The organism is Undibacterium sp. 14-3-2, assembly GCF_016595265.1.
Lineage (GTDB): Bacteria > Pseudomonadota > Gammaproteobacteria > Burkholderiales > Burkholderiaceae_D > Undibacterium > Undibacterium aquatile.
The window spans coordinates 248615-261510 of sequence record NZ_JAENGS010000004.1 but is presented as its reverse complement, the minus strand read 5'-3'; the positions used below and the strand labels follow the sequence as shown (position 1 = coordinate 261510).

Annotated in this window: 11 protein-coding genes; 5 read left to right on the top strand and 6 right to left on the bottom strand. The window is 48.8% G+C overall.

The annotated features are described in order from the left end of the window. Positions 1–62: 62 nt before the first annotated feature. From rsfS to Undi14_RS11200, 5 genes are all read right to left on the bottom strand, one after another. Complete coding sequence (rsfS, locus tag Undi14_RS11220; protein ID WP_200180234.1) at positions 63–767, bottom strand: ribosome silencing factor; 705 nt, start codon at positions 765–767, stop codon at positions 63–65. Further along, positions 757–1443: a nicotinate-nucleotide adenylyltransferase gene (locus Undi14_RS11215; RefSeq protein ID WP_200180228.1), complete on the bottom strand. Its 687-nt coding sequence runs from the start codon at positions 1441–1443 to the stop codon at positions 757–759. Before Undi14_RS11215 ends, rsfS begins: the two co-directional genes overlap by 11 nt. Beyond that, positions 1434–2333 carry an oxygen-dependent coproporphyrinogen oxidase gene (gene hemF / locus Undi14_RS11210; RefSeq protein ID WP_200180226.1) on the bottom strand — a complete coding sequence of 300 codons (900 nt, stop codon included), beginning with the start codon at positions 2331–2333 and terminating at the stop codon, positions 1434–1436. Before hemF ends, Undi14_RS11215 begins: the two co-directional genes overlap by 10 nt. Before the next feature lie 95 nt (positions 2334–2428). Further along, complete coding sequence (gene purD / locus Undi14_RS11205) at positions 2429–3703, bottom strand: phosphoribosylamine--glycine ligase (RefSeq protein ID WP_200180224.1); 1275 nt, start codon at positions 3701–3703, stop codon at positions 2429–2431. Between the two features lies 1 nt (position 3704). After that, positions 3705–4430 carry a YebC/PmpR family DNA-binding transcriptional regulator gene (locus Undi14_RS11200; RefSeq protein ID WP_200180222.1) on the bottom strand — a complete coding sequence of 242 codons (726 nt, stop codon included), beginning with the start codon at positions 4428–4430 and terminating at the stop codon, positions 3705–3707. A 508-nt stretch (positions 4431–4938) separates the two neighbouring features. On the opposite strand from Undi14_RS11200, the gene Undi14_RS11195 reads away from it, so the two are divergent. The 4 genes from Undi14_RS11195 (at position 4939) to Undi14_RS11180 (ending at position 9242) form a co-directional block, all read left to right on the top strand. Then, positions 4939–5850: a DMT family transporter gene (locus tag Undi14_RS11195; protein ID WP_200180219.1), complete on the top strand. Its 912-nt coding sequence runs from the start codon at positions 4939–4941 to the stop codon at positions 5848–5850. 8 nt (positions 5851–5858) lie between these two features. Next, positions 5859–6833 carry a quinone oxidoreductase gene (locus Undi14_RS11190; RefSeq protein ID WP_200180217.1) on the top strand — a complete coding sequence of 325 codons (975 nt, stop codon included), beginning with the start codon at positions 5859–5861 and terminating at the stop codon, positions 6831–6833. Between the two features lie 11 nt (positions 6834–6844). Then, complete coding sequence (locus Undi14_RS11185; protein ID WP_186897915.1) at positions 6845–6982, top strand: hypothetical protein; 138 nt, start codon at positions 6845–6847, stop codon at positions 6980–6982. 82 nt (positions 6983–7064) lie between these two features. Continuing rightward, positions 7065–9242 carry a DUF1631 family protein gene (locus Undi14_RS11180; protein WP_200180215.1) on the top strand — a complete coding sequence of 726 codons (2178 nt, stop codon included), beginning with the start codon at positions 7065–7067 and terminating at the stop codon, positions 9240–9242. A gap of 10 nt (positions 9243–9252) precedes the next feature. On the opposite strand, the gene Undi14_RS11175 is transcribed toward Undi14_RS11180, so the two are convergent. Then, on the bottom strand, positions 9253–9882 hold the full coding sequence (locus Undi14_RS11175; protein WP_200180213.1) for a DUF4136 domain-containing protein: 630 nt from the start codon (positions 9880–9882) through the stop codon (positions 9253–9255). Positions 9883–10180: 298 nt separating this feature from the next. Here Undi14_RS11175 and pepN point away from each other — a divergent pair, with 298 nt between their 5' ends. Further along, complete coding sequence (gene pepN / locus Undi14_RS11170; protein ID WP_200180211.1) at positions 10181–12859, top strand: aminopeptidase N; 2679 nt, start codon at positions 10181–10183, stop codon at positions 12857–12859. Positions 12860–12896 lie beyond the last annotated feature (37 nt).

The following is a 12896-nucleotide window of genomic DNA, read 5'->3' as shown; positions in this document are numbered from 1 at the left end:
AAGGTCTGGCGCAAACAAATGGCTGCGCAAGGCAGCCATTTGTTGATTCATAACAGCGCAGGTTACTCGACTGTTTTTTTACGGGCCGGACGTTTGGCCGCAGCTTCTTTTGCTGATGCCACAGCTGTTTTTGTTGCCGCGACTTTAATACGGCCACCAGTCGGAACTTTTGGAGCTTTCACTGTGCTGCCATCGGCTGCTTTGCGGGTAGCTGTTTTGCGTGCAGGCTTTGCTTCACCATCCACAGTTTTCGCCGTGCGTGGTTTGCGCGCTGGTTTTTTCTCATCGTCGATCGTGGTCTGAATCGCCATCATGTCGTGCGTTACTTCCAGAGGTGCAGCTTTACCTGCTGTTTTGCGCGTACGTTTTGGTTTTTCTGCATCGACAGTAGTGCTTGCCGGTGCTACCGCTTTTGTTGTACGTTTTGCTGCGCCGAGTTTGACAGGTTTGTCGCCCCAGATTTCTTCCAGACGATAGTAAGCGCGGATCGCTGGTTGCATGATGTGCACAACCATGTCGCCCAGATCGACCAGTACCCATTCACCGGTGGTTTCACCTTCGACGCTGATGACCGTGCCGCCATTTTCTTTGACTTTATCGCGGACAGACGCGGCCAATGCCTTGGTCTGACGATTCGATGTGCCTGAAGCGACCAGAACACGGTCAAACAGGCTGGTCAGGTGCGTAGTATCAAACAATTGTATGTCTTGTGCTTTCACATCTTCGAGAGCATCAATGACCAGTGTTTGTAATTTTTTAATATCCATTATTTTGATAAATTGAATGTTGTTGTATGTAGTCTAGCACCTTGTGAGTGACTAGCAATCTGATTGTCGGGTTATGCTGTTTTAATTCTTTACGCAGTTGGGTCGCGGATACATCAATGGCCAGACTTGAGTCCAGATAAGTTCCTCCGGCAGCGCTTGCACGCATTTCTTCTGGGCTTATCATTCTTTCCTGCCACTCTTTTGTCACTGCAGGGCAGGCGAGGCTGATATCGAATCCGGGACGACTTGCAGCACATAAATGCGCGATGCCGAATAAGTCTTTCCACTGATGCCATGTGTGCAGATTCAGCAATTGATCTGCTCCCATGGCAAAACAGATAGAGGCTTGCGCTCCCAGTTCTGTTCGCAGTTCGCGCAGCGTTTCTATGGTGTAACTGGCGACATGGGCTTCTGCGCGTCGTATTTCCTGCTCATCAATGATCAGCTTGCAGTCTGACCATTCTTCAAAAGCCAGCTTCAGCATGCTGACTCTTTGCTCTGATGTAGCCGTCAGAGCAGATTTTTGCCACGGTTGTCCGGCTGGGATAATGCGTAATTCATCCGGTTTAAGTACATCGCACAAATGCTTTGCCAGTGCGATATGGCCAGTATGGACAGGATCAAAACTGCCACCCAGAACCAAGGCGCAATAAGGATTTTTACTGCTTAAACCCATTCCCTGTGCACCAGAAAATAATTTGTTAATTGAGCCTCGGCACTATCAGTTTCCGGAGCCCAGTTGTAACGCCATTTTGCGACAGGAGGCATAGACATCAGAATGGATTCTGTCCGCCCTCCTGATTGCAGGCCAAAATGTGTGCCACGATCAAACACGAGATTAAACTCCACATAGCGACCACGACGATATGCCTGGAAATCCCGCTCCCGCTCACTGTAGGAGAGTTCTTTGCGTTTTTCAAGAACCGGCAGGTAGGCAGGGATGAACGCGTCACCGACTGCTTTGGTCATCGCGAAACTCTGCGCAAAATCTAATTCGTTGAAATCATCGTAAAAAATGCCGCCGACACCGCGCGCTTCCTTGCGGTGTTTTAAATAAAAATACTCATCACACCACTTTTTAAAACGCGGATGCAAATCACTGCCAAACGGGCTCAGTGCGTCTTTGCAGGTCTGATGAAAATGGCGTGCATCATCTTCGAAACCGTAATACGGTGTCAGATCCATGCCGCCGCCAAACCACCAGACGGCATCTTTACCTTCCGCATGGGTGGTGAAAAAACGTACATTCATGTGTACAGTTGGCGCATAGGGATTGCGTGGATGTAATACGAGTGAGACACCCATTGCTTCCCATTTTCTGCCTGCCAGTTCCGGACGGGTGGCTGCTGCTGATGGCGGTAAATTGTTGCCCATGACATGGGAAAAATTTACCCCGCCCCGTTCAAAGACATGGCCTTCCTCGATCACGCGGGAAATGCCGCCGCCACCATCGGGGCGTTCCCAACTGTCGCGGATAAACTGATGGCCATCGGTAGCCTCAAGCGCGGCAACAATATTTGCTTGCAACGAAAGTAAATAATTTTTAACGGCTTGTGTATCGGTCATTATATGTTGAACAGGGTGGTCTTCAAAAAGCAAGACGGGTTGGACATAGTCCAACCCATTCGTTGTTGCGCAGGGAATACTCCCCGGGAGCATTGTCAGTGCTTGCGGTTCAGTGCGCGCCAGCCGATATCGCGACGGTATTGAGCACCGTCAAAATGAATTTTTTCAACAACATCGTAGGCATGTTTTTGCGCAAGTTTCACTGTGTCGCCAAGGCCGACCACGCACAAAACCCTGCCGCCATTGGTACTGAGTACCTTGTCGTTCAGCACGGTGCCAGCATGAAATGTAACACTGTCAGGCGTTTCTGTTGGAATACCCGTAATTTTGTCACCTTTACGTGGTGCATCGGGGTAACCGGCCGCGGCCATCACGACACCCATCGCTGTGCGTCTGTCCCACTCAAGTTCTACGGTGTCCAGCGTGCCATTGACCGCATGCTCCATCACACTGACCAGATCGGTTTTCAAGCGCGCCATGATAGGCTGAGTTTCAGGGTCACCCATGCGGCAATTAAATTCCAGTGTCTTCGGTGTGCCGTGCTCATCAATCATCAACCCAGCGTACAGAAAGCCGGTGAATACGATGCCGTCTTTTGCCATGCCCTGTACTGTCGGCACAATGATCTCGCGCATCACGCGGGCATGTAACTGTGGAGTGACAATCGGTGCAGGAGAGTATGCACCCATACCGCCGGTATTCGGGCCTTCATCGTTATCCAGCAAGCGTTTGTGATCCTGACTGGTTGCCAACGGCAAAATATTTTTACCGTCCACCATGACGATGAAACTGGCTTCTTCACCGGCTAAAAATTCTTCAATGACCACGCGTGCGCCTGCGTCTCCGAGCTTGTTGTCGGACAGCATCATGTCAACGGCTGCATGTGCTTCATCCAGGCTCATCGCCACTACTACACCTTTACCAGCAGCGAGGCCATCTGCCTTAATGACGATAGGAGCGCCTTTGGCTGTGATGTAGTTGTGCGCTGCCTGAACATCGGAGAAAGTCTGATATTCGGCAGTCGGGATCTGATGACGATGCATAAACGCTTTAGCAAAGTCTTTTGAGCTTTCCAGTTGCGCAGCTTCTTTCGATGGACCAAAAATCTTCAGACCACGGTCGCGGAAAATATTCACAATGCCTGCTGCCAGCGGAACTTCCGGACCAACGACGGTCAGTTCAATCTGCTCTTGCTGAACAAAATCGGCAAGTGCGGAGGGATCAGTGATGTCGATATTTTTGAGACGGATGTCCGTTGCAGTTCCACCGTTACCAGGGGCAACGAAAATTGTCTGTACCCGCTCAGATTGAGCAAGTTTCCAGGCAAGAGCGTGTTCGCGGCCACCAGAGCCGACAACCAGAATTTTCATATTATTCTTCTACGATGGCGTTGGTATAAACTTCTTGTACGTCGTCCAGATTTTCAAGTGCATCCAGTAATTTCTGCATTTTGGTTGCATCTTCACCGGTAAAGACTGTTTCTGTCGCAGGTTTCATCGTGACTTCGGCAACTTCCGGTTTGAAACCAGCAGCTTCGAGTGCTGCGCGTATATCTGACAGATCAAATGGCGCGCATAATACTTCGATACCACCTTCTTCATCGGTAACCACATCATCTGCACCTGCCTCAAGCGCGGCTTCCATCAACGCATCTTCATTTGTTCCCGGCGCAAATAACATCTGGCCGCAGTGTTTAAACATGAAAGCAACAGAACCTTCTGTACCCATGTTACCGCCATACTTATTGAATGCGTGGCGTACTTCGGCAACCGTGCGGACGCGGTTGTCGGTCATGCAGTCAACGATCAGTGCAGCACCACCGATACCATAACCTTCGTAACGGACTTCTTCATAGTTTGCGCCTTCCAGAGTCCCGGCACCGCGTTGTATCGCGCGCGTGACGTTTTCTTTCGGCATATTGGCATCTGCAGCTTTATCAACGGCAAGGCGCAGACGTGGGTTGGAATCGACGTCTTCTCCGCCCATACGCGCTGCCACGGTGATTTCTTTAATCAGACGCGTCCAGATTTTGCCGCGTTTTGCATCGGTAGCCGCTTTTTTATGCTTGATATTGGCCCATTTACTATGTCCTGCCATGGTCGCTCTTTCCTGAATTGGCAATTGCTGAGCCATCTGGTCAGCGGTTTTGCCTAGCTTAGTTTGATATTGAAGACGCCCATTTTATCATACTGGCATGGTGGAAAATGGCGAAATCAACAGTCCGATAGGCTTATAGACACACTAATCATTCGTCTGAATAATCCTTCAAAGCAGCCCCGTTATGGCAAGAAGTGGTGACGTTGAACCTTGTGTACGCACTGCCTTGTTGGCCTGAGGTTTTTCGCCCGTTGTTGTATTGTCGCGATTTCAGGATATGTCTTCCGCATGCGATGCATGACCTCGCTTTTTCGCCATTTTGCTGACGCGTTTGCAAAAAAATGATGCCAACCGCGCATTGCGTTTTTGGCAGGATGTTGCAAGTTGCCTACAATAAACGTGTACTAATTATTTGCAATTGAGGCTATTCGAGTCTGAGTTGTAGTAAATGGGTGTTCTCATTTCTCAGTTTTCCTCTTATTTCGTCAGATAGCCTTACAATTCCGGTATGCATTCACAACAACCGAACTCTCATACGCGGCAGCATTATCTTGGTGGACTCGCCATAGCCATTGCCGGCGCCATTCTGTTTTCAACCAAAGCCATCGTTGCCAAGCTCATATACCGGTATCAGGTTGACGCAGTCACTCTGATTACTTTTCGCATGGCTTTCTCGTTGCCGATTTTTGCGGCGATCGCCGTCTGGCAAATGAGGAATTCATCTCCTTTGTCGGTTTCAGACCGGTGGCGCTTGGTTGGGTTGGGATTGGTTGGCTATTACCTTTCCTCATTTTTAGATTTTCTGGGCTTGCAGTACATCACTGCCGGGTTGGAGCGATTGATACTGTTTCTCACTCCTTCATTTGTTCTGCTGATGTCGGCGGTATGGTATCGCCGGAAAGTCTCGATGTTGGAATGGGCGGCTTTGGTTGTCAGTTATTTCGGTATCGTCCTGGTGTTTTTACACGATCTTGAGTTTGGTGGAAAAGACGTCTTGCTGGGCTCGGTGATGGTACTGGGCGCGGCTGTTTCTTATGCTGTTTACCTGATCCAGTCCGGGCAAATGGTGCGTCAACTGGGTTCTTTGCGGCTGGTTTCTTATGCGATGTGCGTATCCAGTGTTGCCTGCATAGGCCAGTTCTTTGCGTTGCGTCCAGCTTCCATGTTACTGCAGCCAGCTCCGGTTTACTTTTTATCGGTCATTAATGCGATATTTTGTACGGTATTGCCTGTGTTTATGACAATGATTGCAGTACAGCGCGTAGGCGCGGCAACTGCCTCACAAGCGGGGATGATAGGTCCGGTCTCCACCCTGTTCTTGGGCGCTTTTTTTCTCGCTGAACCGATTACCGGCTGGCAGATAGCTGGTACGGTGTTAGTGATGGGCGGGATGTATTTGTTAACCAGAAAAAAAATGTAGGAGCAAATATGGTCAAAGCAATCAGGATGCGCAGTGTAGGTGGTCCCGAAGTAATGGAATATGTGGATGTTGAGTTAGGTAAGCCGGGGCCGGGCGAAGTGCTTATCCGGCATAAGGCATGTGGCCTCAACTATATCGATGTTTATTTTCGTACCGGTTTATATCCTCAAGCTCTTCCCGCAGGCTTAGGTATGGAAGCCGCTGGCGTCGTTGAAGCGGTCGGCGATGGTGTGCGTCATGTTGTTGTCGGCGACAGGGTTGCGTATGCAGGCCGGCCTTTAGGAGCATATTCAGAGGCGCGGGTCATGCCGGCTGCGCAATTGGTTCGCCTGCCTGACAGTATTTCGTTTGAGACTGCAGCGGCAATGATGTTGCAGGGACTGACGGTGCAGTACCTGTTTCACCGTACCTATCCACTTAAGGGCGGGGAAACCATACTCTTTCATGCCGCCGCGGGGGGAGTGGGCTTGATTGCCTGTCAGTGGGCGCGCGCAATTGGTGTCAATATGATAGGAACCGTAGGGTCAGACGAAAAAGCAGCGCTGGCAAAAGCGCATGGATGTGCTCATGTTATTAATTACAATAAGGAAAACTTTGTCGAACGCGTAAGGGAAATTACGGAAGGCAAAGGTGTCTCGGTCGTTTATGATTCTATCGGCAAGGATACGTTCACTGGCTCTCTGGATTGTCTTGCTCCGCTTGGAATGATGGTCAGTTTTGGCAATGCTTCGGGCCCTGTCCCTGCGTTTTCGCTGAGTGAGCTTGCCTCAAGGGGTTCTTTGTTCATTACCCGGCCGAGTTTGATGAATTACACTTCAAACAGAGTTGATCTGGAACAGATGGCGTCACATTTGTTTACGATGGTTGAAAGCGGAAAAGTTAAAATCGACATCCGCCAGCGTTATCCCTTGAGTGAAGTTGCCAGTGCACATCAGGATCTGGAAGCACGCAGAACAACAGGGTCGAGTTTATTGATTCCATAAGGCGATTAACTATGCTTCCGAAAGAAAAAGAAAGACCATCGGCAGATGATGGGCGTCCGAAGTTTGGACGTCTGCTGCTGGTTTTGTTTGCTGCAGTCATGTTGATCGTGCTGATTACGCTGGCGACTGAGGCTTACTACACGAATTAAGTGCACCGGAGAATCTCTTCATGATGAACCGCTTGCTTACCTGAATGACGTTTCGATCTTTTCATACACCGAGTCTCGAATTATGGATACTGTTCCTTTAAACACCGCCAAAGTCAGTGAGTTTTCGAGTTCGAGTCGTTTGCTGATGTTGCAAAGTCTGGTGCCTGTTGCCACCAATCTTGTTTCGTCGCAACTAGAGGCATTTACATCGCGATTAACGGATGCCTTATTTAAAATTTCTGACCAGACATTACAGCCGGAAGAGGCCGCCAACAGTTTTCAGGCTTGTCAGTTACTGAAGCGCAACCAGACCACTTTTTACCGTTTGTTGGCATCGCAGATTTCAACGATGCTGATGAAAGAAGTCGGCGCGATTAATACGCGCAAACGGCTCAAAGATAATCACGATATCAAGGATATTTCTCTCGTCACTTTCGAGGAAATGGAAAATAAAGTTCTGACTAATAATCTGACGAAATCGCTGGAGGTAAACAGCGCAGAAAAATTGGTGGAGCTGAATTGCCGCATCGGCCTGGTAATGAAACGTACGCCAATTACTGTGTCGCAAAATCCTTTTCGCCCAGAGATCTTTGTCAATGCGGTGTTGCAGGCCTGGATGGAACTGGAATCAACGACAGTGACGCCGCATCTGATTATACGGATCATGCAACCGGATTTATTTCTGAATTTAAGTTCAGTTTATCAGGGATTGAATGATGCGTTGGCTGAGCGCGGTATCGTTGTCGATACGGATGCCGTGAAGCGGGAAAACAAAAAACGGCATGCCCCGTTGAAGAGTGAGGATCTTGATTCACGCGATCCTTATCTGCAAAATAAATTAAGAAATATTTTCTATCCTCAGGCGTCTAAAGAGCGAAATCAGTCAGGCGGTCTTGGTGCGGTTGCGCAAGATGGTGCGGGTCAGTCAGGCCCCCTTCAATCATGGTTGCCTGCGGGCGCTGGTGGGGCGGTGGATACGGTAACGATAGATCGTCAGTTTTTTGATTATCTGACTGGGATGCAAAAGCAGATTCAGCAAAACCAGTTGGAGCAGCCGGAAGACCGATCGCACCTGCGTCGTTTAACACAAGAAGCTTCTGCGGGCGAATTAACCCATATTGATCAGAATACGATAGAACTGCTGGCCAGAATCTTCGATTATGTGTTCAGTGACGACAGTATTCCGGAAGAAATTAAAAGCCTGATCGGACAGCTGCAGATACCGACTCTGAAGGTTGCTTTGCTCGATAAAGATTTCTTTTTTAAAGAAAATCACCCTGCGAGAGTATTGATTGATACCCTCGCAAAATCCAGCGTGCTGCTGGGGAATGATGCAACCAGTGAAGATCCTTTGTATCAGATGATAGAGGGCATCGTTGATCGGGTTCAGCAGGATTTTGATCAGCAGATCGAGTTGTTTTCTGATGTGGTTGCTGATCTGGAGGCATTTCTTAAAAGTGAAGAGGCGCAGACCGAACAGGCAATTTCTGAGCCGGTAGAACAAGCGCTGAAGCAGGAAAAAATGCGTCTGGCGCGCGAATTTGCCGAAAATGACGTCGCGATTCGTACCGACACTGGAGAAGTTGCCGGATTTGTTGAAGAGTTTTTGCGTAAGCAGTGGATACGTATTCTGACCATTGCACACAATGTAAAAGAAGAAAAGCCAAACGCACTCGAAAATGCGTTGCGGACGATGGATGATCTGATCTGGAGTCTGAAACCGAAAAATACATCCGAAGAACGCAAAGAGTTGGTCAGTAAGCTTCCTGCAATGCTGACTTTGCTGAACGCGTGGTTGAATGCGATCAAATGGGATGAGCCGGATCGGGTTTTATTTTTTTCCAAATTGGCCGAGCGCCATGCTGCTATTGCCCGGGCTCCTTTAGAGTTGTCACCACGCCGTCAACTGGAAATCGCCGTCAATATTGCGCAACGTGCGAGTGAAAAAAGACTGAACCGTCATTTTGTCGATCAGAATGAACAGGAAATGGACGAATGGGGGCAAATGGTCGAGGGATTGGAGCGTGGCGTCTGGTTTGATTTCACGACCACTGCAGGTGTTACGAATCGCTTCAAACTGGCATGGGTGAGTCCGAAACGGACCCGCTATATTTTTACAAACCGTCAGGGACACGATTCGTTTTCTATATCTCGCGAAGAATTGCTGGCGCAGTTGCGGAATGGTGATGCCACGATTGTTTCCGCTGAATCAATCGTGGATCGCGCACTGGTTGAGGCTTTGCGCGATCCACCGAATTAAACTGATGCACTTATTTTTTTAATGGCAGTTCCACAGTTCTTGTTCTGCCATTGATACCCGGAAAACCCTGCAAGGCACTTTCTATCAGATAAGGCATCTGTTCAGAGATTTGCTGATTCAATTGTTCAGTGCTGACTTTAATATCCGCCAGTTTTTTTCCGCTTTGAAAGTCGCTGATGTTGATTTCCAGTTGATGCAGATAGTAACGCCGGACACTGAAATCGAGATTTCTGCTCATATAGTACGGGCTGCCGAAATAATACGGCGAGTAAGGCGAAAAGCGATAGCCGCGGCTGAAATGCATTTGCCAGAATGGGTCATACATTGCCGGAGCCCATGGCGCAGACACCTGAATTTCACTCAGGCTCGTTCCGTACTGCATGCCGATTTTTAATGCAGGCGTTACTCCCGCGGTGATTTCCTGAAAACCGTGCAAACCTAGTTGTTGTCTGAGTTCCTCTTCATACAATTTGTATTCTGGATTGTTTTCCTGAGACGGCGATCTTTCGACGATATACGATGTCGCTTGTTTATTTCCCGGCCATTCGTGAAACACACTGACCTGGCTGGTGAACGTGCTGGCACAACCTGTCAGCAATGTACTGATGAAGATGATGGCCCAGGATAAGAAACTTTTCATGGCTTTACTCCAAATCTTAAGATAGTTTCATGATAGCGATCATTCAGCATCGTTGCAGAAATTTTTGTATTGATTTGTATATGAAAGCGCCGTACTCAGGCAACTGATAACGGCAATTCAGATCCGCGGTTTTCAATAAATTGATGCGTTCACGACAGGCAATAAGCAGATGTCATTCTGTATTTATTGCACTATCTTTCTCTGGTTTAAGGTGTTGTGCTTTTTGTCTTGGTAAAATGGTGGCCTCACAAAGTTCATAAGACTTTGATTTATACTATTTTCGCGAGATTCCAAGGCCATGCGTAACGATACCGTCATCACTCCTCAAGCCATACTTCGTCAAGACTACGTCGCCCCAGGTTACTGGGTTGATACTGTAGAAATGGGTTTTGATCTGGATCTCAAATCTACCCTGGTCGCTAACCGTATGGTCATGCGCCGCAATCACGAGAGTACGGAAAAAGATCTCGTGCTGTCCGGCGAGTCCCTAAAATTAGTGCAATTGCGTTTGAACGGCGTGAAGCTGAAGAAAGCTGATTATCAGATTGATGGTGAGACGTTGCGCATTCCAAATGCACCGGATGAGGTGACACTGGAAATCACAACGCAGATACAACCTTCGAAAAATACTTCCCTGTCTGGTTTGTACGCATCCAAAGGAAATCTCATCACACAGTGTGAGGCCGAAGGTTTTCGCAAAATTACCTGGTTCCCTGATCGTCCTGATGTCATGGCGAAATATACGGTCATGCTGCGCGCCGATAAAAAGAAATTCCCGGTATTACTGAGTAATGGCAATCTGATTGATGAAGGCGATCTTGATGACGGACGTCATTTTGCGAAGTGGGAAGATCCGTTTAAAAAACCTTCGTATCTGTTTGCTTTGGTTGCCGGAACCCTGGTTTGTCAGGAAGAAAAATTCAAGCTGAAATCGGGACGCAAAGCATTACTGCAAGTCTGGGTGGAAGAAGGTAACCTCGATAAAACCCAGCATGCCATGGACTCGTTGAAAAAGAGCATACGCTGGGACGAAGAACGTTTCGGGCTGGAACTCGATCTCGACCGCTTCATGATCGTCGCTACTGGTGATTTCAATATGGGCGCGATGGAAAACAAGGGCCTGAATATTTTTAATACAAAATATGTATTGGCGAATTCCAGCATCGCCACCGACATTGATTATGCCGGTATCGAATCCGTGGTGGGACATGAATATTTCCACAACTGGACCGGTAACCGGGTGACTTGCCGCGACTGGTTCCAGTTGTCTTTAAAAGAAGGCCTGACTGTGTTCCGTGATCAGGAATTCTCTGCCGATCTGGTCGGTACGACGACCGGGCGCGCTGTTAAACGTATCGAGGATGTACGTGTGCTGCGGCAGGTGCAGTTCTCCGAAGACGCTGGCCCTATGGCGCATCCGGTACGACCAGATTCCTTCGTTGAGATCAATAATTTTTATACGGTGACGATTTACGAAAAAGGTGCCGAAGTTGTTCGTATGTACTACACCTTGCTCGGGCATGATGGCTTCCGTAAAGGAATGGATCTGTACTTTGAACGCCACGATGGTCAGGCGGTTGAGTGCGATGATTTCCGTGCTGCAATGGCAGATTCCAGCGGGCGTGATCTGACTCAGTTCGAGCGCTGGTACAGTCAGGCCGGTACTCCACGTGTCAGCGTGGTGACTGCTTATGATGCCGAAGCACAGACTTACGATATCAAGCTGACGCAGTCTTGCCCGGACACTCCGGGTCAGGAAAAAAAATTACCGTTTCATATTCCTGTTGCGATGGGTTTGCTTGACGCTGAGGGAAAAGATATTCCCTTGTATTGCGATGATTACCCGGCGCAGGCGGGTGCTACGAATCTGGTCATCGAACTGACTGCCGCATCGCAAACCTTCCGGTTTAATAAAGTCGCCAGCGAGCCTGTGCCATCCTTGTTGCGTAACTTCTCGGCACCGGTTGTGCTGGACATTGATTACACCGATGAAGAGCTGGGATTGTTGTTGGCGAATGACAGCGATCCGTTTAACCGCTGGGAAGCAGGGCAGCGCCTTGCCACCCGCCGTCTGGTTAAATTGACGAAAGCGCTGCAGGCAGGTGAAGAACTCTCGCTCGATGACTGGTTCATCAATGCATTGCGCAACACACTGAACGACGAGTCTCTCGATCCGGCATTCCGTGAGCTCATGCTGACGTTGCCATCCGAAGCGATGATTGCAGAAGCATTTGATGTGGTTGATCCGCAAGCGATACATACCGCTCGTCAGTTTGTCCGTGCGACGATCACCCGTCATTTGAAAGCAGATTTACTGCATGCCTATGAAACCCATCAAACGCCCGGTAAATACCGTCCTGATGCTGTATCGATGGCGAAACGTAGTCTGAAAAATTTGGCGCTTTCATACTTACTCGAATGGGCAGATGAAAGCACTTTCGATCTGGCGTATGTGCAGTTCAAGGAAGCTGCAAACATGACTGATCGTCTGGCGGCATTGGCGGCGCTGACAAACTTCAATGGTACTGAAAAGCAGAAGAAAAAATCAGAGAAAGCGCTGCGCCGCTTCTTCAAAGACTTCAAAAAAGAAGACCTGGTGATCGATAAGTGGTTCATGTTGCAGGCAACAGCACATACAACCGACGTGGAAAAAGTAAGAGAATTAATGCAGCATCCGGCTTTCACCTTAACGAATCCGAATCGCGCGCGCAGTCTGGTATTTAACTTCTGCAATGCAAACCCATCGCAGTTCCACGCAGCAGATGGCAGTGGTTATGCGTTGTGGGCTGAATTGGTGATTGCGCTGAATAAGATTAACCCGCAGGTGGCTGCCCGTCTTGCACGTAGCCTCGACAGATGGAAAAAATATCCGGTTGGTTTGCAAGCACAGATGAAAGCAGCTTTGCAAAAAGTGTCGGTGACGAAGAAATTATCCAAGGATGTCGCTGAAGTCGTCAGCAAAGCACTCGCCGCATAAGTTTGTCTTTGGCGTTTGCCGCCACATAGGCAATCTG

Excerpts from the sequence above, each read along its gene's own strand:
- rsfS (WP_200180234.1), bottom strand. The coding sequence starts at position 767 with ATGGATATTAAAAAATTACAAACACTGGTCATTGATGCTCTCGAAGAT.
- Undi14_RS11215 (WP_200180228.1), bottom strand. The coding sequence starts at position 1,443 with ATGGGTTTAAGCAGTAAAAATCCTTATTGCGCCTTGGTTCTGGGTGGC.
- hemF (WP_200180226.1), bottom strand. The coding sequence starts at position 2,333 with ATGACCGATACACAAGCCGTTAAAAATTATTTACTTTCGTTGCAAGCA.
- purD (WP_200180224.1), bottom strand. The coding sequence starts at position 3,703 with ATGAAAATTCTGGTTGTCGGCTCTGGTGGCCGCGAACACGCTCTTGCC.
- Undi14_RS11200 (WP_200180222.1), bottom strand. The coding sequence starts at position 4,430 with ATGGCAGGACATAGTAAATGGGCCAATATCAAGCATAAAAAAGCGGCT.
- Undi14_RS11195 (WP_200180219.1), top strand. The coding sequence starts at position 4,939 with ATGCATTCACAACAACCGAACTCTCATACGCGGCAGCATTATCTTGGT.
- Undi14_RS11190 (WP_200180217.1), top strand. The coding sequence starts at position 5,859 with ATGGTCAAAGCAATCAGGATGCGCAGTGTAGGTGGTCCCGAAGTAATG.
- Undi14_RS11185 (WP_186897915.1), top strand. The coding sequence starts at position 6,845 with ATGCTTCCGAAAGAAAAAGAAAGACCATCGGCAGATGATGGGCGTCCG.
- Undi14_RS11180 (WP_200180215.1), top strand. The coding sequence starts at position 7,065 with ATGGATACTGTTCCTTTAAACACCGCCAAAGTCAGTGAGTTTTCGAGT.
- Undi14_RS11175 (WP_200180213.1), bottom strand. The coding sequence starts at position 9,882 with ATGAAAAGTTTCTTATCCTGGGCCATCATCTTCATCAGTACATTGCTG.
- pepN (WP_200180211.1), top strand. The coding sequence starts at position 10,181 with ATGCGTAACGATACCGTCATCACTCCTCAAGCCATACTTCGTCAAGAC.